The organism is Candidatus Pelagibacter sp. IMCC9063 (genome assembly GCF_000195085.1).
Taxonomy (GTDB): Bacteria; Pseudomonadota; Alphaproteobacteria; order Pelagibacterales; family Pelagibacteraceae; genus IMCC9063.
In genome coordinates this window covers 1,243,235-1,265,770 of record NC_015380.1, presented here as the reverse complement: position 1 = coordinate 1,265,770, position 22,536 = coordinate 1,243,235, and the positions used below count along the sequence as shown (strand labels likewise).

Below are 22,536 nucleotides of genomic sequence, written 5' to 3'. Positions count from 1 at the left end.
GACAAAATAATGACAATATTTAAAACTAGAACATAATTATGGATCCAGTTACTACAGCAGCAACTAGTTTAGGAACTACTGATTTTTCAATCTTAACGCTTTTTATGCGTGCCGATTTAGTAGTAAAATTTGTAATGATATCTTTAGTATTAGCCTCTATTTTTTCTTGGGCGCTTATTATTGATAAAATTAAAATATTTAAAAAAATATTTAAAGAAACCGATATTGCAGAAGACCAATTTTGGTCATCGAAATCAGCTGGAGAATTTTATAAAAAAACAAGTAGCAGTTCAGACAACCCTTTGGTGGTTGTATTTAGAGCTGGAATGGAATGTGTTCAAGATCACAAAAGCAAAGGACAAATTGTCGAAAGAACCAAAAGAGTTATGGATGTGGCAATTGATAAGCAAATTGAAAAATATGAAAAAAACTTAACGTTTCTTGCAACCGTTGGTTCAGTTGCTCCATTTGTTGGATTGTTTGGAACTGTTTGGGGTATTATGAATTCGTTCCAATCTATTGCTATTTCTAGAAATACTAGTTTGGCAATTGTTGCTCCTGGAATTGCAGAGGCACTATTTGCAACTGCCCTAGGTCTACTGGCTGCAATACCAGCGGTTGTTGCCTACAATAAATTTTCTAGCGATTCTAGAAGATACACTCAAAAATTAGAAAATTTTACCCAAAGCTTTTTAACGATCATTTAAATGGCATTTCAGTTTTCAAAATCTAAATCTCGCTCGAGAACATTGATGAGCGATATAAATGTCACTCCATTTGTAGATGTTATGTTGGTGCTATTGATTGTATTTATGGTGACCGCGCCCATGCTAACAGTTGGTGTTCCTGTAAACTTACCAGATAGCAATGCCGATTCTTTACCCGATGACAAAGAGCCTTTGACTTTGACAATAAATTCTAAAGGAGAAATTTTTATTCAAAAAACTAAAGTAGGATTTAGTGAGTTAATACCAAAATTATTGGCCATTGCCAAAAACAGAACTGATACTAGAATTTATGTGCGCGGAGATAAGAATATAGATTACGGGAGAGTAATGGAGGTTATGGGTAAGCTATCTGGATCAGGATTTTCTAAGGTAGCACTTATTTCTGAAACAAAAAGGTAGCTCATGTATAGAAGTGTATCGCTTTCGGTCTTTTTGCACTTGGCTTTTGTGTTGTTGACTGTTCTTACATTACCCTTTGTCAAAAAAGAACCTATTACTGCTCAACAACTAATAGCTATAGACATCATTCAAATTTCAGAAAAAACACAACTTCCTTTCGCTCCTAAAGCTAGAGAGATCATTGAAAAAATTAAAAAAGAAAAAAAGAAAGAGAGGGTGGTTACTAAACAAGCTCCGCCTAAAATTACTCCCAAAGAAAAGCCAGATACTGTCCCACTTCCAGACCAATTAAAATTGAAGAAAAAAGAAGAAAAGAAAAAAAAACAAAACCCCAAGGAAGTAAAAGAATTAATTAGACAGTCCTCCGAATTTGAAAAAAAAGAATTATTTGACCCTAATAAAATAGCTGCCCTCATTGACAAATCTAAAGAAGAAACAGCAGATATCCAAAAAAAACAAAGTTTAGAGCTAACTCAAAACCAGGATAACTCCGTTACTTTAAACAAAGGGATTACTCTTAGTCAGCAAGATGCGATTAAAGCTCAAATTTATAAATGCTGGAATATTCCTTTAGGACTTCCTTTTGACCAAAATTTACTTGTTAGAATAAAACTTGTATTAAAAGAAGATGGATCCATTCTGTCTTCAGAAGTGCTAGATCATAGAAGAATGAATCAGCCAGGCCAAGCCTATTACAAAGTACTTGCAGAAAGTGCTCTTCGAGCAGTAAAACTTTGTGATCCACTAAAGATGCCAACCACAGGTTATAACAAATGGAAAGATCTTCAGCTTAATTTTGATGCAAAGGAAATGTTAAGAGGATAATATAAAAACTATGAAGAAACTTTGTTTAATTTTTATTTCAATTCTTTTTTTTAATCACAGCGCTTTCGCTGTTGTAAAGATTGATATTACCAGAGGTAATTTAGAACCATTGCCCACAGCCATATCTAAATTTTATGTAGACAATCCATCTAAATTTTCACCCGAGCTCAAAGCTTTAGAGTTAGATAAAAAAATATCCGAAGTTATTTCTAATAATTTAAAAAGATCAGGACTCTTTTCTATTATTGATCCAAAGTCGTATATTCAGTCTCCTCGTATTGCTCATGCTAAGCCAACATTTCAAGATTGGGCTTTGATCAAGGCACAAATTATGATTTCGGGGAAATTAGTTATCGATGAAAAAAAAAGATTAAGAGTAGAGTTTAGACTTTGGGATGTAGTCAATGCAAAAGAAATGGAAGGACTGGCTTTATTTGCAACACCTAATAGCTGGAGACGAATTGCACATATTATTTCAGATAAAATTTATGAACGAATGACGGGGGAGCTTGGTTATTTTGACACTAGGATTATTTACGTTGCAGAATCCGGACCGAAAGATCAAAGAATTAAAAAATTAGCTATCATGGATCAAGATGGAGCCAATAATAAATATTTAACTCTTGGTAACGAGTTGGTGTTAACCCCAAGGTTTAACCCAGCTTCACAAATGGTTACTTACATGTCTTATTTTAAGAATTTACCGAGAGTGTATTTATTAAATATTGAAACAGGAATGCAGGAGCTTGTAGGAGATTTTCCTGGCATGACATTTGCTCCTAGATTTTCTCCAGATGGTAAGAAAATTATTATGAGTTTTGCAAAAGATGGAAATTCAGATATTTATTCTATGGACATTAAATCTCGAGTAGTAGAGCAATTAACATCCCATCCCTCCATTGATACCTCGCCTTCCTATTCATCAGATGGAAGCCAAATTACTTTTAATTCAGATCGTAGTGGCGCACAGCAAATTTACGTTATGAAAAGCGATGGCTCCAAAGCAAAAAGAATATCTTTTGGCCAGGGCTTATATGGAACCCCAGTCTGGTCACCAAGAGGAGATTTAATTGCATTTACTAAAATATATAGAGGAAAATTTTATATAGGAGTCATGAGAAGTGACGGAACAGGAGAGAGACTATTAACAGAAAACTATTATCAAGAAGCACCTTCTTGGTCACCAAACGGTCGTGTATTAATTTTTTACAGAGAGTCTAGAACTAAAAAATCAAAAACTGGGTTCAGTACATCCTCATCTCTATGGTCCATTGATTTGACAGGATATAATGAAAGAAAAATTAAAACTTTAACAGATGCCTCCGACCCTGCCTGGTCTGGTTTGCTTTCAAAATAATAGCAAAAAATACCTATTTTGGTGCTAGTACAAGATTATATAGTTGCGGAAAAAAGGTTAATTAGATACAACTTGGCTAAGTTAAATTATTTTGAGAGGTGGCGTTATGTTTAAAATTTTAAAGAATACATTTTTAGTAGTAATATTAGGAATTTTTATTTCTGCATGTTCAACAACTGCCAAAAAAGCAGGTAAAGTAGGTGATGTATATACAGGAACAGATACAGTTAAGTATTTAGCAACAGGTGTTGCTGATAGAGTATTTTTTGCAACTAATAGCACTGGATTAACTTCAGCGGCAAAAACAACTTTAACTAAACAAGCAGGGTATATTAAATCTAGCAAAATTTACGTGGTGATCGAAGGTCATGCAGATGAACGTGGTACTAGAGAATATAACTTAGCACTTGGTGAAAGACGTGCAAATGCGGCTAGAGATTATTTAATGGCTAAAGGCGTTGCGAAGTCTTCAATTAAAGTAATTAGCTATGGAAAAGAGAGACCAGCAAACACTGACTCTTCTAAACTAGCTTGGTCTCAAAACAGAAGATCAGTTACTGTTAAAGCTAAGTAATAATTAATTTTTTTAAGTATTTAAAGACCCTGGAATAGAAATGTTCCAGGGTCTTTTTTTTGCCTAAATTTATTGTACTAATGTCTTAATAGAATGAAAAAAATATTTATATTTATAATTTTTTGTATGTTTGCCTACGGAGCACAGGCAGATGAGCAGCTCACCACAATTATTAATGAGCTTAAAACTTTAAATAAGGATTTAAAAACTTTAGAAAAAGCAGTTTATAGTAAAAGTTTTTCTTCACAAAATTCTACCAATTCTTCATCCGGTAATATTCCAGCTACTTTAGAAGGAGCTCTTACAAGACAACTTGTAAAACTTTCTGAATTAGAAGAGCAAATTCAAAAAATGACTGCTAGCAATGAAGAAACACTATTTAATTTGCAAAAAATTTCTGAACGCGTTGACAAAATCCAAAGAGATACAGAGTTACGATTTAGTGATCTTGGGTCAGGATCTACATCTACTACCAGCGTTCAAAAAACAAACACACCCAAACAATTACCTGGGACTGGAAAGATGCAAGATTTTAGCAAAGTATTAGATACACCATCCAATGATACAAAAATTGCATCAAATCAAAAGCAAGAAATTAGAAGTATAAGTCCAGCTGCAGTAGTACAAACTGCTGATGTAGAAGCAGAATCTATTTTACCTAAAGGTACTCCAGCAAGCCAATATAAGTTTGCAACTAATTTTATTAAAGTAGGAGATTATCAAAAAGCAGAGATCGCATTAAAAGAATTTATTGAAAAAAATCCCACCCACTCATTATCGGGAAGTGCACAATATTGGTTTGCTGAAACATTTTACATAAGACAATTGTATCATGATGCAGCAGCAGCGTATTTGGATGGATACCAAAAATTTCCTAAAAGCAAAAAAGCTCCACAAAATCTTTTGAAATTAGGAATTGTAATGAATGAATTAGGAGAAAAAGACCAAGGCTGTTTAATGTTAAGTGGCGTTAAAAAACAATACCCAAAAGCAGATAAATCGATTCTTCAGAAAGCTAAATATGAAACCAAAAAGTTCAAATGTGCAAAATCATAATAGCTTTTTACAAAACAAACTAACCTCAGAAATCTATCTTCAATTTGAAAAAATTGTAAAAAAAAACATTGGCTCCAAGTCATTTGTCGCCTGCATCTCTGGTGGGCCTGACAGTCTAGCTCTTGCAGCTTGTTCTAAAATTTATTCAGAAAAAAATCATACAAACGTCTTTTATTTAATCGTAGACCACAATATTAGAGCAAACAGTGCTCTGGAAGCAAAGAGAGTACAGAAAAATTTATTGAAAATTTCTGCTAAAGCTAAAATTTTAACTATAAAAAAAATAATTTCCCGAAGTATTCAAAAAAATGCAAGAGATCATAGATACAAAATAATGAGTGATTTTTGTAAAAAAAATAAAATTAGCTATATGTTAACTGCTCATCATTTAGACGATCAGATAGAAAATTTTTACATTCGCTTAAGCAGGGGTAGTGGTTTGCAGGGTCTGTCTTCCATGAAAATTGCTGAAAAAAACAAAGAGAAGATCACTATTGTTCGTCCTTTTTTGTCTAGTTCTAAAAAAATATTAATACAGGTTGCTAAAAAAATATTTACCACATTCATTAAAGATCCATCTAATACTAATGATCGTTTTTTAAGATCTAGAATTAGAAAATTAAAATCTAATTTGGAAAAAGAAGGATTAGATCAAACTCGTATATTAAAAACTATTGATAATTTGAATACCGCTAAAGAAGCGATTGATTTTTATGTTTGCTACTCTGAAAAAAAATATATCCAAACTAAGCTAAACAACAAAATCCAAATTGATTTAAAGTTGTTTCAAGAGCAACCCTCTGAAATAAGTTATCGTGTTATAGCCTCTTTAATTAAAAAAAAATCAAAAAAGGATTATCCACCAAGAGCAAAAGGAATTCTGAACCTTATGGACTCTGTTCAAAAAAAGAATTTTAAAAGAGTGACTTTGGGAGGATTTATGTTCAACTTGAGTGGAAAAAAAATTATAATGACAAAAGAAAATAGAAATAACAAAGAAATTTAGTTATTTAGTTGTTTTCTGTGATATTTTGCTCCTTGTAAGATTAATTTAAATACTTATTTTATAACGTATGAATATGAAAAATTTGACCATGTGGGGAATTATAGCTCTATTGGTGTTAGGACTATTTAATTTATTTCAAAATCCAGCGACGATTACTGCATCTAAAGACTTACCTTTCTCTACTTTTATTGAAGAGCTAGATAAAGGAAATGTGATCTCTGTTGATATTAAGGGAAATAATATTGTAGGTACTTTTTCCAACGGCAGTAAATTTAAAACATATTCTCCCAATTACCCAAATTTAGTAGAAAAACTCTCGTCTAAAGGAATTTCTTTTTCAGCAGGACCAGTAGAAGATAAAATGCCTTCTTTTTTCAGTGTTCTCTTATCTTGGTTCCCTATGATATTATTAATTGCTGTTTGGATTTTTTTCATGCGTCAGATGCAAGGTGGAAAAGGCGGAGCTATGGGCTTTGGAAAGTCGAAAGCAAAATTGTTAACAGAAGCACATGGACGAGTTACCTTTAAGGATGTTGCTGGTGTAGACGAGGCGAAAGAAGAGCTCGTAGAAATAGTAGATTTTTTAAAAGACCCAAGAAAATTTCAAAAATTAGGAGGAAAAATTCCTAAAGGTGCATTGTTAATAGGACCTCCCGGTACTGGTAAGACATTAATTGCAAGAGCAGTTGCTGGTGAAGCAAATGTTCCTTTCTTTACTATTTCAGGTTCTGATTTCGTTGAAATGTTTGTGGGTGTAGGTGCTTCTCGAGTAAGAGATATGTTTGAACAAGGAAAGAAAAACGCACCTTGTATTATTTTTATCGATGAAATCGATGCAGTTGGAAGAAGTAGAGGAGCAGGTTTGGGTGGTGGAAATGATGAGCGTGAGCAAACATTAAACCAATTGTTAGTTGAAATGGATGGCTTTGAAACAAATGAAGGTGTTATTTTAATTGCAGCTACTAACAGACCAGATGTATTAGACCCTGCATTATTAAGACCAGGCCGTTTTGATAGACAGGTAGTAGTACCCAATCCAGACATTCTTGGAAGAGAAGCAATTTTAAAAGTTCATTTAAAAAAGATTACTACTGGTCCAGATGTAAATCCTAGAACGATTGCCCGAGGTACTCCAGGATTTTCAGGAGCAGATCTTGCAAATATTTGTAACGAAGGTGCATTATTGGCAGCTAGAAAAAATAAAAGAATTGTAACTCTTTCTGATTTAGAAGAAGCTAAAGATAAAGTCATGATGGGATCCGAGAGAAGATCCATGGTGATGTCAGAAGATGAAAAAAAATTAACAGCTTATCATGAGGGTGGGCATGCAATTGTAGCATTATTTGAAAAAGCATCCGATCCTATTCACAAAGCGACTATCATTCCAAGAGGAAGAGCATTGGGAATGGTAATGAGACTACCAGAACGAGATCAGCTTTCTATGACTAGAGAAAAAATGTATGCAGATATTTCTGTTGCCATGGGGGGAAGAATTGCAGAAGAGATTATTTTTGGTCACGATCAAGTAACTTCTGGAGCTTCATCGGACATTGAAATGGTAACTAAAATGGCAAAAAATATGGTTACGAGATGGGGAATGAGTGAAATTATGGGACCTGTTTCTTATCAAGAAAATGAAGAAGAGGTTTTTTTGGGAAGATCTGTTTCTAGAACTCAAAATGTTTCAGAAGAAACAGCTAAAAAAATCGATGCAGAGGTAAGAAAAATTGTAGATAGCGGTTACGATAGAGCTAAAAAAATTCTTACAGAAAAGTTAGAAGATTTACACAAAATTTCTAAAGCTTTATTAGTATACGAAACGTTAAACGGAGATGAAATTAGAGATTTAATTTATAAGAATATTCAACCAAGTAGAGGTGTCTCCAAAGATGATGAGGACTCTTCATCTGCTAGCGCCCTAGGAACCATTGGTTTGAAACCAAAATTACAAAACTAAACTGTTCTATGAGGTCTGTTTACATTAGGCCCCTTAATTTTCTGTATGGAAAAGACGCTCAATTTCATATTCAAAAAAAATTAGCAGCTTCTGTTTGTGGAAATAAGTCTTTAGGATTTACTAAAATAGAAATTATTAATAAAAAAAATAATAAATCCATACTGATTAATGTTTCTCAAATAAATAAATTAAAAAATAAAAATAAAAAACAAATTATTAAAGATTTTGAACATATTCAAAAAAAAAGAAGCTCGATTATCAGTTTAAATAATACTAAGCCAGTGCTTATGGGGGTACTAAATACAACACCGGACAGTTTCTCAGATGGAGGAAAGTTTAATAAACTCAAACCTGCTATTCAACATGCAAAATTGATGCTTGAGCAAGGAGCTCAGATTATTGATATAGGGGGAGAATCCACCAGACCAGGTGCTGAGCTTATTTCTGAACAAGAAGAATGCAAAAGAGTTATCCAAATTGTAAAAAAAATTAGTCAAATAAAAAAATGCATTGTTTCTATAGATACTAGAAAATCTTCTGTAATGATGGCCGCAGTAAAAGCGGGAGCCAAAATTATCAATGATGTTTCAGCTTTAGATTTTGACTCAAACTCCATAACTCTGGTGGCAAAGTTAAGAAAACCAATTATTTTAAATCACTCTCAAGGAACTCCAAAGACTATGCAAAAAAATCCAAACTATCAAAATGTCTTAATTGATATTTATAATTATTTTGAAAATAAAATTAATCAGTTAGAAAAAAGAGGGCTCAAAAGAAAAAATATTATTTTAGATCCGGGTATAGGTTTTGGAAAAAATGTTCAACATAACTTAACCTTAATGAGTAAAATTTCTTTTTTCCATTCTTTGGGCTGTCCGTTAATGCTGGGGCCTTCGAGAAAAAGTTTTATTGGAAAAATTATGGGATCTAAGGATACTATTTCAAGATTAGGTGGGACGATATCATCAGTAATAATTGGTGCAAACCAAGGCGTTCAATTTTTTAGAGTGCATGATATAAAAGAAATACAAGAAGCATTAACAATTAATGCAGAGCTGCAGGCAATTTAATGAAAAAATATTTTGGAACAGACGGAATAAGAGGAGTGGTAAATCAGGGCAATATCACTGGCGAACATTTTTATAAATTTGGCTTAGCAGCAGGATCTTTTTTTAAAATTAAAGATAAGAAAAAACATTTAGCCATTATTGCTAAAGATACTAGAGTCTCGGGCTATATGTTAGAGCCAGCCCTAGTGTCAGGACTAACTTCTGCTGGAATGGATGTGATCACGTTTGGTCCTATTCCTACCAATGGATTAGCTATGCTCACTAGATCTATGAAAGCTGATATGGGAATTATGATTACAGCATCTCACAACCCTTATACAGACAACGGTTTAAAATTGTTTGGGCCCAATGGTTTAAAGTTATCCGACAAAGTTGAAAAAAGAATTGAAATATTGATTGATGCTAAACAATCCAAGTTATTAGTCCCTGTTAAAGAGTTGGGTAGAGTGAAGAGATTAGAGGATGGGAACTCAAGATATATTGAAATTCTAAAGAGCAATTTTCCAAATGATTTTGATTTAAAAGGAATGAGGATTGTAGTCGATTGCGCTAATGGAGCTGGATATAAAGCTGCTCCTAAAATACTAGAAGAGTTAGGAGCAAAAGTATTTGCAATAGGCGTCGATCCCAATGGAATTAATATTAACCAAAAGTGTGGATCCACCTATCCACAAACATTAAGACAGGGAGTTAAAAAACATAAAGCAGACCTTGGTATTGCCTTAGACGGAGATGCGGACAGAGTTATTTTATGCGATGAAAAGGGAGCGGTAATAGATGGTGATCAAATTATAGGAATGATTGCTACAAGATGGCATAAGAAAAACATTCTTAAAGGTGGTGTGGTTGGAACTTTGATGAGTAATTTAGGATTAGAGCGGTATTTTGAAAAAGAAAATATTCCATTTGTAAGGTCAGATGTGGGTGACCGATATGTTAAAGAAACCATGCAAGCAATGAAATACAATTTGGGAGGAGAACAGTCAGGCCATGTTATTTTAGGAGACTTCACCACTACAGGAGATGGACTGTTAGTTGCTCTAGAGGTTTTATTTTCCATGAGGAAAGGAACCAAGTCTAGTAAATTGTTAAAAGTATTCAAACCGGTTCCTCAAATATTAGAAAATAAAGAAGTGGCTGATAAAAATATCATTCACAGTAAAGATTGCAAAATTGCTATTAAGAAAGCAAAAGAATTATTAGGAACAGAAGGCCGTTTGCTAGTTAGAAAGTCAGGAACTGAATCAAAGGTGAGAATTATGGGTGAGTGTCATAATAGAAAATTATTAGCCAAAGCCATTCAAGTGGTATCTAGATCTATCAAGTGAAACCAAGAGCTAAAATTTTAATTATTGCAGGATCAGACTCTTCAGGAGGAGCAGGTATTCAAGCAGATATTAAAACCGTAACTTCATTAGGAGGTTATGCTATGACCGCTGTTACTGCAATTACAGCACAAAACACTACCGGAGTATCTTCTATTGTAAGCATTCCCCCAAAAGAAATTGAAAATCAAATTTTATTTACAGCAAAAGACATAAAGCCTGATGCTATAAAAATAGGAATGTTACATTCTAAAGAAGTGATCGAGAAGGTTTTGCTTTCATTAAATAAAATAAAAAATTCAAAAATAGTTTTAGATCCAGTGATGGTGGCCAAGGGAGGAACTAAATTAATAAACAATCCAGCAATTTCTATTTTAAAAAATAAGCTTATGAAAAAAGTTTTTTTAATTACACCCAACATTCCAGAAGCTGAAGTTTTGGTGGGAAAAAAAATAACCAATGTAGATGAGATGATACTTGCCGCATATACACTTATTCATTTAGGAGCCAACAATGTTTTGTTAAAAGGGGGCCACTTGAAAGGCAGTAACGTACAAGATGTTTTGGTAAATCAAAAAGAACTTCATATATTTAAAAATAAAAAACTATCCACGCATAATACGCATGGAACAGGATGCACTTTATCTTCTGCCATTGCTACTTTTTTAGGCTGTGGAAAACCTTTATATAAGTCATGTGAACTAGGAATTCTCTATGTTAATAATGCTATAAAATCTAATCTAACTTATGGAAAAGGTCGTGGACCAATTAATCACTTAAACTCTATAGAACTTAATAAAAAATTTAAATAAATGAAAAATGTTGTAGTCGTAGGCTCTCAATGGGGAGATGAAGGTAAAGGAAAAATTGTAGATTGGTTATCTGAGCAAGCGGATGTGGTCGTTCGTTTTCAAGGAGGACACAACGCAGGACACACATTAGTTATTGATGGTAAAGTATATAAATTAAAATTACTTCCATCTGGAATTGTTAGATCTGACAAAATATCAGTCATTGGAAACGGTGTGGTGGTAGACCCTTGGGCTCTATTGGATGAAATAGAACAAATTACCAAACAAGGTGTAATCGTAAGTGAAAAAAATCTTATTTTAGCAGAGACAGCAAGTTTGATTATGCCATTTCATAGAGAGATGGATGAGATTAGAGAAGATTCAGCTGGTAAAGGAAAAATTGGAACAACCAGAAGAGGCATAGGACCAGCTTATGAAGACAAGGTGGGAAGACGTTCTATTCGAGTAATGGATTTAAAATCAGAAAGTAATTTAAGTAATCGCCTAGAAATAGTTCTAGAGCACCACAATGCTATTCGAAAAGGTTTGAAGAAAAAAGAATTTAAGAAAGACGATCTAATGAAAGATCTTCTTACCATTGCTCCAGAAATTTTAAAGTTTTCTCAACCTGTATGGAGAAAAATGGATCAATTTAGAAACGAAGCAAAAAGAATATTGTTTGAAGGTGCTCAAGGAATTTTACTTGATGTGGATCACGGTACTTATCCTTACGTAACTTCTTCTAATACAGTGGCAGGTGCGGCAGCCACTGGAACAGGATGCGGACCTAACTTAATCGATTATGTGCTTGGAATTACTAAGGCGTATACTACTAGAGTAGGAGAAGGACCTTTTCCGACTGAGCTGAATGATGAAATGGGAGAATTATTAGGAAAACGAGGAAATGAATTTGGTACTGTTACGGGAAGAAAAAGAAGGTGCGGTTGGTTTGATGCAGTCCTAGTAAGACAAACAGTAAAAGTTTCAGGAATTTCAGGAATAGCATTAACTAAATTAGATGTACTAGATGCCTGCCCAGAAATTAAGATGTGTATAGAGTATGAACTAGATGGAAAAAAACTAGATTATTTACCTGCTGCTGCAGAAGATCAGGCGAGAATCAAACCCGTTTACAAAACTTTTCCAGGGTGGATGAAGAGTACGGTTGGCACAAGAAACTATGAAGAGCTACCTCAAGAAGCAAAAATATACTTAAGTGAATTAGAAGATTTTATTGAAACCAAAATCTCAAGTATTTCCACCTCTCCTGAAAGAGAAGATACTATTTTAGTTGAAAACCCTTTTTTAATTTAGTTTTTGAAATATTACCTAATTAACAGATAGTTGCTTAGGTTGTTTGATATTTTCTAGCATCGCTTTTTGCACTTTCTCAAAAGCTCTATTTTCAATTTGACGAATTCGTTCTCTACTTACTTTGTGTTTTTGGCTTAGTTCTTCTAATGTTTTGGGCTCATCAATAAGTCTGCGGTTATGTAAAATTTCTTTTTCTCTCTCATCCAATACGTGTAATGCATTTTTTAAGAGAGATTGTCTTTGATTGAGTTCCTGCTTTTGTGAAATTTGTAGTTCCTGATCTGCATTTTCATCAACCACCCAGTCTTGCCATTCTGCATCGCTATCTTCACCACCCACAGGTGCATTTAATGAATGCTCATGGCCTGCTAATCTTTGATTCATTGATACCACTTCATCTTCTCTAACGTCCAACTGTGTGGCAATTTCAGTAATATGTTCTGGCAACATATTGCCCTGTTCTGCAGCAAAAATTTGATTTTTAATTTTTTTTAAATTAAAAAATAGTTTTTTTTGAGCTGATGTTGTTCCGATTTTAACTAAACTCCAAGAGCGTAATACATATTCTTGAATAGAAGCTTTAATCCACCACATAGCATACGTTGCAAGTCGAAACCCTTTCTCAGGATCGAATTTTCTTACTGCTTGCATCAATCCAATATTTCCCTCAGATACTAATTCACTAACTGGTAATCCATAACCGCGGTAACCCATGGCAATCTTTGCAACCAATCGCAAATGACTAGTCACTAACTTGTGAGCTGCATCTTTGTCTCCTTGCTCTCTCCAGTTTTTAGCAAGCACGTATTCTTCTGCCGCATCTAACATAGGAAATTTTCTGATCTTAGAAAGATAAGAGGAAAAACTTCCCTCAGGTGTAAGAGTTGGTAAGTTAGTTTTGGTCAGGTTTTGATTCATATCTATATATTTATGTAATTTTTAAAATTAAAAAAACAAGAGGTTAATTTCCAAGTTTTTTTAACATTTTTTGTAAGTTTAACAAATCTTTAGGCAATTCTGTGGTAAAAAATAGCTCTTTATCAGATTTTGGATGGAGGAAACCCAGTGATTGGGCGTGTAATGCTTGAAAATTTATATTTTCTAAAAGAATGGAAAGCTGCTCATCCAAATCTCTAATTTTTCTAACTTTTTTACCATACATCTGATCGCCTAAAATAGGATTTCCTTGATGAGCTAGGTGAACACGAATTTGATGCGTTCTTCCAGTTTCCAATCTACATTCTATTAAGCTAATGTCAGGAATTGTTTTTCCCTTAAATACTTCTAGAGTTTTATAGTTCGTGATCGCATCTTTACCACTTCCAACCTCAGCACTCATTTTTTGACGATTATATTTACTCCTTCCTATCAATGTTTCAATTCTTCCATGAATAGGTTTTGGCATACCCCATACAAAAGCAAGATAAGTTCGTTGAATAGAATGATCTTCAAATTGTTTTGCTAGCACGTTGTGGGCAATATCATTTTTGGCCACAACCAATAAACCAGAAGTATCCTTATCTATTCTGTGAACGATACCAGGACGAAGCTCTCCATTAATTCCAGATAAATTTTCCTTACAATGATGCAACAAGGCATTGACTAATGTGCCATCTGGATTTCCTGCACCAGGGTGAACCACCATGCCAATTGGCTTGTTAATTACAAGCAAGTCATCATCCTCATAAACAACATCCAAAGGAATATTTTGAGGTTTAAGATCTGTTGGTACTGGCTCTGGCACGGATAGCTCAACCTCATCACCAAAGGAAACTTTTTTAGACCTTTCTTCTATAGGCTCATTGTTGATCAGAAGAGCACCCTCTTTAATTAGTTTACTTATTTTAGTTCGGCTAAATGTAGGCAGTTCTTCCACAATAAACTGATCCACTCTTTTTAAATTCTGCTCTTCTGAAACAGTAAACTTGTATTTTTTATCTGTCATAATCCTGATATAACACTTTTATGGTCTTGTAGTGAAATGGATATCATTCTTGTCTTCGAAACAAGCGTTTTAGGTTCGAATCCTAACAGGACCACCAAGAATATGTTTCTTATTAGCAAAACTATGTGTTACTATCTATTTTTTAGATACTACCATAACTAGTTATTTCTTCACTCCCAATGCCTTGGTAAGTATTTTTCGAAAAGTACCGATCTAAAATTATCGAACATTCACAGGCTTTGCCCTGAATGCAACCTACTGCTTGTTAGAAACTTAAAATTTATGAAAGATATAAGAACCGATAGTATCAAAACGATCGAAAAAAAGATCATTCCCTTTAAAGTAAAGCATCCAGCTATATTAAAAAGTGATAAAAAAATAGAGGTGCTTATTGTTCCGAAGGGCCTGAATCCAAATAAAAATCAAAAAAATGTTGCGATTGTTTGGGATGAGCATTCCATCTTTAATATATTATCATCAGCATACAACTGTGTAGTTATTACCGAAATAAAATCTGAAAATGATTTAAAACAATTAGCTATAAGAAAGCCAGATTTGGTTTTCTCAGGTGTTAAGTACTTTACATTCAATGAGAGAATTATTTGGTTAAATGATTATCTTGAAACGCATGGAATATCCTACATTGCATCGGGAAGAGAGGCATTGGAGTACGAGCATGACAAAAGCAGAGCAAAAGAGATCATGCAAAAAGCTGACATTAAAACTGCTGACTTTTTCACCACAGAACCTGGAGAATACCCAGATCAAGAATCTTTACCAGTTAAATTCCCTTTGTTTGTTAAGCCTGTAACCGGTGGAGATAGCAGGGGAATAGATTTTAAATCTGTTGTGCATGATTTTAAAAGTTTTGAAGCAAAGGTGCTAGATATTAAAATGAAACAAAAATCTACTTCTTTAGTGGAAACTTTTCTTTCTGGAAAAGAGTATAGTGTTGGAATTTTGCAAGATAGTTTTAGTGGAACTTTAAACGCAATGCCTGTTGAGATTATGGTTGATAAAAATATTAATGGTCATTGTATTCTAGACTTTGATATTAAAAAAAATGATGAAGAGGTAGTCATTGCCGTAACAGACAAGGAGATATTCAATCAATTATGCAATTTAGCTAAAAAGTCTTTTATTGCATTGGGTGGAAAATCTTTAGGACGTATTGATATTAAAATGAATCATTTAAACGAACCTCATTTCATCGAAGCAAATCTTATGCCGGGCTTAAGTAAGGGGTATTTTTTCAGATCATGTTTTTTAAATCTTAATATGAGTTACGAGGAAATGATTTTATTAATTGCAAAAAATGGAATAGCCTCAAGTAAGGCTCCCATTGTCTCCAAAGATTCTATTTTGGAAGTTGTGGAATCAGTCTCCTTAAACTAAAAAAATTATTCCCCGACATTTATTAAACTGCCTTTAATTTTAGCAGTTTTGAAAGATCGATAAAAAGTTAACAAGGCGATACTTAGATAAACCAAGTTTAAAGCAAGAGCATTGTAAATATTTACATAGTCAACCGTGTTGCTAATTAGTATAGATCTTGTTTCTTCAAAGACATGAGCCAATGGCAAAGCTAATGCAACGACCTGTAACCAGTTAGGCAATATTTCTACAGGATAGTAAATACAGCCAAGCGGAGCTATAAAAAATAAACTTGCCCAAGCAATATTTTCAAAAGATGGTCCAAATCTTACTAGTCCTGCTGTAACCAACAGCCCCAAAGTAATTCCAAACAGATAAAGACTAAGCAGTAGCAATAGTAGAGGCAACCCTAAATCTATAAGGGAAATTCCAAAAAGAGGAATGGCAATTAGCACTGCTGGAATTAGTCCTATTAAGGTTCGAATAAGAGCTGTGCAAGTCAATGCCACTATAATTTCACTAATTTTTAATGGAGAAACAAAAAGATTAATTAAATTCCTGCTCCAAATTTCTTCTAAAAATAACATATTATAGCTAATGCTAGATCTAAATAAAAAATCATACAAAATAGCTGCAGTTAAAATAATACCAACTGTATTATTGAAATAAGTGCTGTGCATAGTAAAAAACTTGGAAATAAAGCCCCATAAAATGATTTGGACGGTTGGCCAATAAATAAGATCAATAATTCTAGGAAAAGAAGCTTTTATTAAATATAGATGTCGGAGCATCAATGACAAGATTCTTCTAATTTTCATTTTGCCTCACCAATTTTAAAAATACCTGTTCTAGATTTTCTTTTCCATGTTTGGAAATTAAATTAAGTGCAGTACCTTCATCTATAATAGAGCCCTCTTTCATCATCAAAACATAATCGCTCAGTCTAGAAACCTCATCCATGTTATGAGAAGCTAACAAGGTAGCCATGGAGTTTTTCTTTTTATAATTTTCTAAAAAAGTTCTTATAAAATCACCAGTGTCTGGGTCCAAACTTGCTGTAGGCTCGTCCAATAAAAGAATTTCAGGATTGTTAATAATGGACTTCGCCAATGAAACCCTGTTCCTTTGTCCTGAGGAAAGCTCTCCTGTTTTTTTATTCAGTATAGGAGCAAGATTTAGTTCCTCCACCAATTGTTCTATTCTATTTTTAGTATCAGGCACTTCATACATCATGGCATATACTTTTAGGTTCTCTAGGACTGTTAATTTTTTAGGAAGCTCTACATAAGGAGATGCAAAATTCATCTTGGATAGATAGTGATGATCTTTCTTGAGAATTTGATTATTAATTGAAATAGATCCAGAGGTTGAAGTAATTAAGCCCAAGATCATTGCAATAGTAGTTGTCTTGCCACAACCATTCGGGCCCAACAAAGCAACAGTTTGGTTTTCGGCAATAGAAAAAGAAATTTTTTTTACAGCCTCAAATGACCCAAATTTTTTTTGTAAATTATTTATGCTTAGTTTGTTCATGAGGATGCTCTGCGTATACGATCATTAATAGCTTTACCAATTCCTGTGTTGGGAATGTTAGTGATTGATATGCTCTTATATCCTAGTTCTTTAATTTTTCGTAAAAGAACATACAAATTACTAGCCGCTTCTTTTAAAGAGGATCGTTTACTAAGAAAAAAAATATCCTTTTTAATTTTTTGTTTTCCAAACACCAATAATGCTCCATTCGGTTTAGGTTTTTTTTGATTTAAATAAACAGGAATTCCTGGCGAATAATGTTTTTTAAACTGACCAGGAGATATTATATCTCCTTGGTTTTTTACTTCATGGATCTTCTTTCGCAATACTTTAAAAATCATTTCTTTAGTGATAGCACCAGGTCTTAAAATTTTTAGCGAAGCACCCAACAGCAAAACTGTAGATTCTAATCCAATCGAAGTTTTCTTAGAGTCTAATATATAAGACAATTTTTTTCCAAATTCTTTTTCTACATCAGCAGATCTTGTAGTGCTTAGCTTGTTACTTAGGTTTGCACTAGGAGCTGCGATGGGAACCCCAGACTGTTTAAGCACAGCCAAAAAAGTTTTGTTATTAGGAATTCTGCAGGCAATTTGGTGTTTCTTATTTAATACTAATTTTGAAATTTTAGATTCTTTTTTTAGGGGAAGAATGTAAGTTAATGGACCAGGAGAAAACTTCTTAGCTAGCTTGATTAATTGTTCATTTATCACGACTTCCTGATTCATTGTTTTGACACTTGAGAAATGAACAATCAAAGGATTGTTTTTTGGTCTTTTCTTTAAAGAATATATTTTTTTTACAGAGTCGTTACGGTAAGCGTTTCCAGCAAGCCCATAAACCGTTTCTGTGGGTATTGCTATAACTTTGCCCGATTTTATAAGCTTTGAGGCTTTGATTAAATTTTTTTTATTCGGTTGGTAGATATTTGAATAGAATTTCATAGTTAAATATTTATTATGCTTTTAATGAAAAAAAACAATATTCCAGCTGATATAGAAAAGCTATCCTTTGAACAAGCACTAGAGCAATTAGAGCAAATTGTATCAAAATTAGAGGATGGAAGTGCCAAATTAGAAGAATCGATTGATGAGTACACTAGGGGCATTCAGTTAAAAAAACAATGTGAAGCCAAACTTAAAGAAGCTACGATGAAAGTCGAGCAAATTTCCATCGACAAGGATGGCAAAATAAGCAAAAAAGATTTTGTAAGAGAGTAGTCGTTATGTCTACTTTTGATACCGATATTAAATTAGTTGCAGACAAAACTGATCAATATTTAAAATCTTACTTTTCTCAACAAAAGCAAAATAATGAATTATTCGAAGCTATGGGGTATGGCCTGTTTGCTGGTGGAAAAAAAATTAGATCTTATCTAACCGTTGCTGCTTTTGATTTGTTCGACATAAAGGAAGAGACCGCTATTGCGGTTGCCGCAGCAATTGAATGCGTTCATAGCTATTCTTTAATTCATGACGATTTACCATCTATGGATAACGATGATTTTAGAAGAGGTAAAGAAAGTACACATAAAAAATTTGGGGAATCTACAGCTATCTTAGCTGGAAACTCTTTGCTTACTATCGCTTTTGAAATTTTAACTAGTAATCATTTGAATTTAGACAAGGAAGTAAAAAGTGATTTGGTATTTGCCTTAGCATCTTGTTCAGGACACTTAGGTATTGCTGGAGGCCAGTTTTTAGATTTATCTTTTGAAGGAAAAGCACAGGATGAAAAAACTATTATTCATATGCAAAATAAAAAAACTGGGGAGCTAATGGGGTTTTGCACAGAGGCAGCGGCTATCGTAGCAAAAAAAAATAATGATAGAGAAGAATTAAAAAAAATTGGATTAGATATTGGATTGTTATTTCAAATTGCAGATGATCTATTGGATGTCTATGGAGATCAGAACAAATTAGGTAAGCCCTCTAAACAAGATGATAAAAAAGGCAAGGCTACTTTAATAGCTACTTTTGGACTGGATAAAACAAATGTTCTAGCAAATGAATTGCACGATAAGATAAAGCAATCTCTAGAAAAATATGGAACAAAAGCAAATAGACTGTTATCATCAGCAGAGTTTATTTTAAAAAGAGATCATTAATGCCAAATACACCTCTATTAGATACCATTCATTACCCGGCAGATTTAAGAAAGTTAGAAAAAAAACAACTTACTCAATTAGCTTTAGAATTAAGAGAGGAGTTAGTGGACGCTGTTTCTTTTACCGGCGGTCATTTGGGAGCAGGTTTAGGAGTGGTCGAATTAACTATAGCAATCCATTATTTATTTAACACACCTGATGACAGATTGATTTGGGATGTGGGACATCAAGCATATCCACACAAAATTTTAACTGGGAGAAGAAATAAAATTAGAACTTTAAGACAAGGAGGTGGATTGTCTGGTTTTACGAAAAGAGCTGAGAGTCAATACGACCCTTTCGGTGCCGCACATAGTTCCACTTCTATTTCTGCAGGATTGGGAATGGCAGTTGCTAGAGATTTGGAAGGTAAAAACAATAGTATCATTAGTGTCATTGGAGATGGGGCTATGAGTGCTGGGATGGCTTATGAAGCAATGAATAATGCTGGAGCTATGGATTCTAGATTAATAGTTATTTTAAATGATAATGACATGTCGATTGCGCCACCGGTTGGAGCTATGAGTTCTTATCTTGCAAAATTATTATCGGGGAAAAAATATATAGGTTTTAGAAATTTCTTTAAAAAAATATCAGATAAGTTTCCTGGAAAATTAAAACAAAGAATAGGACAAGCTGAAGAGTATCTAAGAGGAATGGCAGTAGGAGGAACTTTGTTTGAAGAGATGGGTTTCTTTTATGTAGGATCAGTTGATGGACACAGTTTTGATCAGTTATTACCCGTACTCGAGAATGTTAAAAATTCTACGCATGAAGGTCCTTTTTTAATTCATGCTATCACTCAAAAAGGAAAAGGATATCAGCCTGCAGAAGATTCTAAAGACAAGTACCATGGAGTTACTAAATTTAATGTGGCAACCGGAGAGCAGTCCAAAAGCTCTTCGAACAAACCTTCTTACACCAATGTATTTGGAGAAACCTTAGCTGCCCATGCACAGCAAGATAATAAAATTGTAGCTGTGACAGGGGCTATGCCTTCTGGAACTGGGATTAATATTTTTCAAAAACAATTTCCTAAAAGAACTTTTGATGTGGGAATTGCAGAACAGCATGCAGTAACTTTTGCTGCAGGACTAGCAACAGAAGGATACAAGCCTTATGCTGCTATTTATTCTACTTTTTTACAACGTGCCTACGACCAGGTAGTACACGATGTAGCCATTCAAAGTTTACCAGTACGATTTGCTATTGATAGAGCAGGTTTAGTCGGAGCGGATGGACCTACACACGCAGGATCTTTTGATATTACGTATCTTGCAACTCTTCCTAACTTTGTTGTCATGGCTGCTAGTGATGAGGCGGAACTGGTTCGAATGATCAATACCTCTGTTGATATTAACGACAGACCTTGTGCTTTTAGATATCCAAGAGGAAATGGAATAGGAATAGAGCTTCCATCTATAGATGAAAAATTAAAAATTGGAAAAGGAAGAGTTGTTCAAGAAGGAACTAACGTTTGTATTTTGAGTTTGGGAACTAGATTGGAAGAATGCAAAATTGCAGCGAAAGAATTAAAAAATAAAGGAATTAGCACTACTATCGTAGATGCTAGATTTGCAAAACCCCTTGATGAAGAGTTGATCATTCGATGTGCTAGGGAGCACGAAATGTTGATTACTATAGAAGAAGGATCGATCGGTGGATTTGGATCGCATGTAGCAAATCTATTAGCAGAAAAAGGAATTTTTGATAAAGGATTAAAGTTTAGGTCGTTGATGTTGCCAGATGTCTTTATCGATCAAGACACGCCAGAAAAGATGTACGATGTGGCAGGCTTAAACGCTAAGCAAATTAAAGAAAAGATCCTCGATGTCTTTTTTAGTAAAGAAGCTATTAAGATTATTAAGTAATACTTAAATAATGACCATTGCCGACAAATCTTATTTTGATACCATTATCGTGAATGTAGGAGGCGAGTGATTTTATCTTCTAAAAAATACGGATTAAAAACTATTGCAGTGCTTAGGAGCATTAGGGGAGTGGGCGCTTTATTGTTAGCTACTACTTTATTGTATGCTTCTTTTTATAAGGAAGAAAGTCTTGAAATTAACACTAGCCTAATTAGTGAAAATAGATTTTTTGAACAAATTATTCATTGGTTCCCACAATTAACCCAAGAACACTTTTTTGCCTTTGCAATCATAGCTTTGCTTATGTCTATTACTAGATTTGTAGAAGCATTTGGGCTTTGGTTTGAAAAGAATTGGGGAAATTATCTTACAATTACTACAGGATTAATTACTTCTATTATTTTGTTTCTTCAATTAATGAATGAATTTTTGTGGATTGTCTTATTTTTTTTATTAATAAATTTACTAATTGCTTGTTACTTACTTATAATTGTAAAAATGAATAAAGTCTTTAAGAGGCAAAAAGTTTAACAGCCATCTCATAGCACTTTTGCTGATGTTCTTTAGAGCCTGCAAAATTATTATCCTCAAAAAAAGATTGTTTAACATAGTATGCATGAGCACGTATAGAATCTCTAAATTCTAATTCATCCATTTTTTTGAAAGTATTTGTTTTATCTCTAGCGGCTGCTTTTAGATGCGGGGCTGTTAAAACATCAAAGAGTTTTTCAAGCTCTTGATTATCATTAGATTTATCAAATATTTTATATAGTTTCTTAACTAATGATAGGCGAAAAGGTTTTTCATTAAATCTTTCAAAGCTATAGCTTGTAAGTTTTTTCATGAGTTGCTGAACTGTTTCATCATTTGGATGATCTTCTATAATTTTTTTTTGATGTAATATTCTTTCATTAGCCATTCGTAAAAAAAATTTATTGTACAAAGTATTGATTGATGGAAAGTAGTCATAGAATCTAGAATGACTAATACTCAGCTTCTTTAAAATTTTCCTCATACTAGGTAGTTGACCTTTTGATTGCTCTGATAACTCTCTAAGATCTGATTGTAAAATTTGATCCACCTTCTTTTGAGAACGTGCTTGCTTAGGTATCTTAATTTTTGAAGGTTTCTTTAATTCCATAAGAATGAATGTTTATATATTCTATTTAAATTTAACAAATGAAAAACAGACCACTTTGCAAAATGTACCTCAATGACCCCAGAAGTGTTGTACTACAATAGTTTTAAGGGCTTAAGTGCTGTTA

At 33.6% G+C, this 22,536-nt stretch carries 23 protein-coding genes and 1 tRNA gene; 18 read left to right on the top strand and 6 right to left on the bottom strand.

Annotated elements, in window-relative coordinates; genetic code table 11:
- Positions 1-38 precede the first annotated feature (38 nt).
- The 12 genes from tolQ (at position 39) to SAR11G3_RS06690 (ending at position 12,402) form a co-directional block, all read left to right on the top strand.
- The gene (gene tolQ / locus SAR11G3_RS06745; RefSeq protein WP_013696062.1) at positions 39-707 is read left to right on the top strand and encodes a protein TolQ; all 669 of its coding nucleotides are present in this window, start codon (positions 39-41) and stop codon (positions 705-707) included.
- Positions 708-752: 45 nt separating this feature from the next.
- Positions 753-1,127, top strand: coding sequence for a protein TolR (gene tolR / locus SAR11G3_RS06740; protein ID WP_013696061.1), 375 nt, complete (start codon positions 753-755; stop codon positions 1,125-1,127).
- A 3-nt stretch (positions 1,128-1,130) separates the two neighbouring features.
- Entirely contained in the window at positions 1,131-1,952 is an 822-nt protein-coding gene (locus tag SAR11G3_RS06735; protein WP_013696060.1) for a cell envelope integrity/translocation protein TolA, read from the top strand.
- 10 nt (positions 1,953-1,962) lie between these two features.
- The gene (tolB, locus tag SAR11G3_RS06730) at positions 1,963-3,309 is read left to right on the top strand and encodes a Tol-Pal system beta propeller repeat protein TolB (RefSeq protein WP_013696059.1); all 1,347 of its coding nucleotides are present in this window, start codon (positions 1,963-1,965) and stop codon (positions 3,307-3,309) included.
- Between the two features lie 106 nt (positions 3,310-3,415).
- Positions 3,416-3,883 carry a peptidoglycan-associated lipoprotein Pal gene (gene pal, locus SAR11G3_RS06725; RefSeq protein WP_013696058.1) on the top strand — a complete coding sequence of 156 codons (468 nt, stop codon included), beginning with the start codon at positions 3,416-3,418 and terminating at the stop codon, positions 3,881-3,883.
- A 93-nt stretch (positions 3,884-3,976) separates the two neighbouring features.
- Entirely contained in the window at positions 3,977-4,939 is a 963-nt protein-coding gene (gene ybgF, locus SAR11G3_RS06720) for a tol-pal system protein YbgF (protein ID WP_013696057.1), read from the top strand.
- Entirely contained in the window at positions 4,905-5,945 is a 1,041-nt protein-coding gene (gene tilS / locus SAR11G3_RS06715) for a tRNA lysidine(34) synthetase TilS (RefSeq protein WP_013696056.1), read from the top strand. The genes ybgF and tilS overlap by 35 nt, the downstream gene beginning before the upstream one ends.
- Before the next feature lie 73 nt (positions 5,946-6,018).
- Complete coding sequence (gene ftsH / locus SAR11G3_RS06710; protein ID WP_041862419.1) at positions 6,019-7,902, top strand: ATP-dependent zinc metalloprotease FtsH; 1,884 nt, start codon at positions 6,019-6,021, stop codon at positions 7,900-7,902.
- 8 nt (positions 7,903-7,910) lie between these two features.
- A complete protein-coding gene (gene folP, locus SAR11G3_RS06705) occupies positions 7,911-8,972 on the top strand; it encodes a dihydropteroate synthase (RefSeq protein WP_013696054.1) in 1,062 nt (353 codons plus the stop codon).
- Entirely contained in the window at positions 8,972-10,300 is a 1,329-nt protein-coding gene (glmM, locus tag SAR11G3_RS06700; RefSeq protein ID WP_013696053.1) for a phosphoglucosamine mutase, read from the top strand. The genes folP and glmM overlap by 1 nt, the downstream gene beginning before the upstream one ends.
- The gene (gene thiD, locus SAR11G3_RS06695) at positions 10,297-11,109 is read left to right on the top strand and encodes a bifunctional hydroxymethylpyrimidine kinase/phosphomethylpyrimidine kinase (RefSeq protein WP_013696052.1); all 813 of its coding nucleotides are present in this window, start codon (positions 10,297-10,299) and stop codon (positions 11,107-11,109) included. Before glmM ends, thiD begins: the two co-directional genes overlap by 4 nt.
- Entirely contained in the window at positions 11,110-12,402 is a 1,293-nt protein-coding gene (locus tag SAR11G3_RS06690) for an adenylosuccinate synthase (protein WP_013696051.1), read from the top strand. It begins immediately after the preceding gene.
- 15 nt (positions 12,403-12,417) lie between these two features.
- On the opposite strand, the gene rpoH is transcribed toward SAR11G3_RS06690, so the two are convergent.
- Complete coding sequence (rpoH, locus tag SAR11G3_RS06685) at positions 12,418-13,320, bottom strand: RNA polymerase sigma factor RpoH (protein WP_013696050.1); 903 nt, start codon at positions 13,318-13,320, stop codon at positions 12,418-12,420.
- A 43-nt stretch (positions 13,321-13,363) separates the two neighbouring features.
- Positions 13,364-14,347, bottom strand: a complete 984-nt coding sequence (locus SAR11G3_RS06680; protein ID WP_013696049.1) for an RluA family pseudouridine synthase — start codon at positions 14,345-14,347, stop codon at positions 13,364-13,366.
- Between the two features lie 22 nt (positions 14,348-14,369).
- On the opposite strand from SAR11G3_RS06680, the gene SAR11G3_RS06675 reads away from it, so the two are divergent.
- Positions 14,370-14,444: transfer RNA gene (locus SAR11G3_RS06675), tRNA-Arg, on the top strand.
- A 185-nt stretch (positions 14,445-14,629) separates the two neighbouring features.
- Positions 14,630-15,742, top strand: a complete 1,113-nt coding sequence (locus SAR11G3_RS06670) for a D-alanine--D-alanine ligase (protein WP_013696048.1) — start codon at positions 14,630-14,632, stop codon at positions 15,740-15,742.
- A gap of 5 nt (positions 15,743-15,747) precedes the next feature.
- Here the strand turns inward: SAR11G3_RS06670 and SAR11G3_RS06665 are convergent, their stop codons facing one another.
- From SAR11G3_RS06665 to SAR11G3_RS06655, 3 genes are read right to left on the bottom strand one after another with little or no spacing between them, the layout of a single operon-like run.
- Positions 15,748-16,539 (bottom strand): ABC transporter permease, encoded by a 792-nt coding sequence (locus tag SAR11G3_RS06665; RefSeq protein WP_041862418.1) that lies wholly within the window; start codon positions 16,537-16,539, stop codon positions 15,748-15,750.
- On the bottom strand, positions 16,529-17,254 hold the full coding sequence (locus SAR11G3_RS06660) for an ABC transporter ATP-binding protein (protein WP_013696046.1): 726 nt from the start codon (positions 17,252-17,254) through the stop codon (positions 16,529-16,531). The genes SAR11G3_RS06665 and SAR11G3_RS06660 overlap by 11 nt, the downstream gene beginning before the upstream one ends.
- Entirely contained in the window at positions 17,251-18,198 is a 948-nt protein-coding gene (locus tag SAR11G3_RS06655; RefSeq protein ID WP_013696045.1) for an L-threonylcarbamoyladenylate synthase, read from the bottom strand. The genes SAR11G3_RS06660 and SAR11G3_RS06655 overlap by 4 nt, the downstream gene beginning before the upstream one ends.
- A 24-nt stretch (positions 18,199-18,222) precedes the next feature.
- On the opposite strand from SAR11G3_RS06655, the gene SAR11G3_RS06650 reads away from it, so the two are divergent.
- From SAR11G3_RS06650 to SAR11G3_RS06635, 4 genes are all read left to right on the top strand, one after another.
- The gene (locus SAR11G3_RS06650; protein ID WP_013696044.1) at positions 18,223-18,474 is read left to right on the top strand and encodes an exodeoxyribonuclease VII small subunit; all 252 of its coding nucleotides are present in this window, start codon (positions 18,223-18,225) and stop codon (positions 18,472-18,474) included.
- 5 nt (positions 18,475-18,479) lie between these two features.
- Entirely contained in the window at positions 18,480-19,361 is an 882-nt protein-coding gene (locus SAR11G3_RS06645; RefSeq protein ID WP_013696043.1) for a polyprenyl synthetase family protein, read from the top strand.
- On the top strand, positions 19,361-21,271 hold the full coding sequence (dxs, locus tag SAR11G3_RS06640; protein ID WP_013696042.1) for a 1-deoxy-D-xylulose-5-phosphate synthase: 1,911 nt from the start codon (positions 19,361-19,363) through the stop codon (positions 21,269-21,271). The genes SAR11G3_RS06645 and dxs overlap by 1 nt, the downstream gene beginning before the upstream one ends.
- 66 nt (positions 21,272-21,337) lie before the next feature.
- Positions 21,338-21,802 (top strand): DUF2127 domain-containing protein, encoded by a 465-nt coding sequence (locus SAR11G3_RS06635; RefSeq protein WP_013696041.1) that lies wholly within the window; start codon positions 21,338-21,340, stop codon positions 21,800-21,802.
- Here SAR11G3_RS06635 and SAR11G3_RS06630 read toward each other — a convergent pair.
- Complete coding sequence (locus SAR11G3_RS06630; RefSeq protein WP_013696040.1) at positions 21,783-22,412, bottom strand: TetR/AcrR family transcriptional regulator; 630 nt, start codon at positions 22,410-22,412, stop codon at positions 21,783-21,785. The genes SAR11G3_RS06635 and SAR11G3_RS06630 overlap by 20 nt on opposite strands.
- Between the last annotated feature and the right edge of the window lie 124 nt (positions 22,413-22,536).

What these genes read in the sequence shown, in the direction of transcription:
- tolQ (WP_013696062.1), top strand. Translation starts at nt 39, where the DNA reads ATGGATCCAGTTACTACAGCAGCAACTAGTTTAGGAACTACTGATTTT.
- tolR (WP_013696061.1), top strand. Translation starts at nt 753, where the DNA reads ATGAGCGATATAAATGTCACTCCATTTGTAGATGTTATGTTGGTGCTA.
- SAR11G3_RS06735 (WP_013696060.1), top strand. Translation starts at nt 1,131, where the DNA reads ATGTATAGAAGTGTATCGCTTTCGGTCTTTTTGCACTTGGCTTTTGTG.
- tolB (WP_013696059.1), top strand. Translation starts at nt 1,963, where the DNA reads ATGAAGAAACTTTGTTTAATTTTTATTTCAATTCTTTTTTTTAATCAC.
- pal (WP_013696058.1), top strand. Translation starts at nt 3,416, where the DNA reads ATGTTTAAAATTTTAAAGAATACATTTTTAGTAGTAATATTAGGAATT.
- ybgF (WP_013696057.1), top strand. Translation starts at nt 3,977, where the DNA reads ATGAAAAAAATATTTATATTTATAATTTTTTGTATGTTTGCCTACGGA.
- tilS (WP_013696056.1), top strand. Translation starts at nt 4,905, where the DNA reads ATGAAACCAAAAAGTTCAAATGTGCAAAATCATAATAGCTTTTTACAA.
- ftsH (WP_041862419.1), top strand. Translation starts at nt 6,019, where the DNA reads ATGAAAAATTTGACCATGTGGGGAATTATAGCTCTATTGGTGTTAGGA.
- folP (WP_013696054.1), top strand. Translation starts at nt 7,911, where the DNA reads ATGAGGTCTGTTTACATTAGGCCCCTTAATTTTCTGTATGGAAAAGAC.
- glmM (WP_013696053.1), top strand. Translation starts at nt 8,972, where the DNA reads ATGAAAAAATATTTTGGAACAGACGGAATAAGAGGAGTGGTAAATCAG.
- SAR11G3_RS06690 (WP_013696051.1), top strand. Translation starts at nt 11,110, where the DNA reads ATGAAAAATGTTGTAGTCGTAGGCTCTCAATGGGGAGATGAAGGTAAA.
- rpoH (WP_013696050.1), bottom strand. Translation starts at nt 13,320, where the DNA reads ATGAATCAAAACCTGACCAAAACTAACTTACCAACTCTTACACCTGAG.
- SAR11G3_RS06680 (WP_013696049.1), bottom strand. Translation starts at nt 14,347, where the DNA reads ATGACAGATAAAAAATACAAGTTTACTGTTTCAGAAGAGCAGAATTTA.
- SAR11G3_RS06670 (WP_013696048.1), top strand. Translation starts at nt 14,630, where the DNA reads ATGAAAGATATAAGAACCGATAGTATCAAAACGATCGAAAAAAAGATC.
- SAR11G3_RS06665 (WP_041862418.1), bottom strand. Translation starts at nt 16,539, where the DNA reads ATGAAAATTAGAAGAATCTTGTCATTGATGCTCCGACATCTATATTTA.
- SAR11G3_RS06660 (WP_013696046.1), bottom strand. Translation starts at nt 17,254, where the DNA reads ATGAACAAACTAAGCATAAATAATTTACAAAAAAAATTTGGGTCATTT.
- SAR11G3_RS06655 (WP_013696045.1), bottom strand. Translation starts at nt 18,198, where the DNA reads ATGAAATTCTATTCAAATATCTACCAACCGAATAAAAAAAATTTAATC.
- SAR11G3_RS06650 (WP_013696044.1), top strand. Translation starts at nt 18,223, where the DNA reads ATGAAAAAAAACAATATTCCAGCTGATATAGAAAAGCTATCCTTTGAA.
- SAR11G3_RS06645 (WP_013696043.1), top strand. Translation starts at nt 18,480, where the DNA reads ATGTCTACTTTTGATACCGATATTAAATTAGTTGCAGACAAAACTGAT.
- dxs (WP_013696042.1), top strand. Translation starts at nt 19,361, where the DNA reads ATGCCAAATACACCTCTATTAGATACCATTCATTACCCGGCAGATTTA.
- SAR11G3_RS06630 (WP_013696040.1), bottom strand. Translation starts at nt 22,412, where the DNA reads ATGGAATTAAAGAAACCTTCAAAAATTAAGATACCTAAGCAAGCACGT.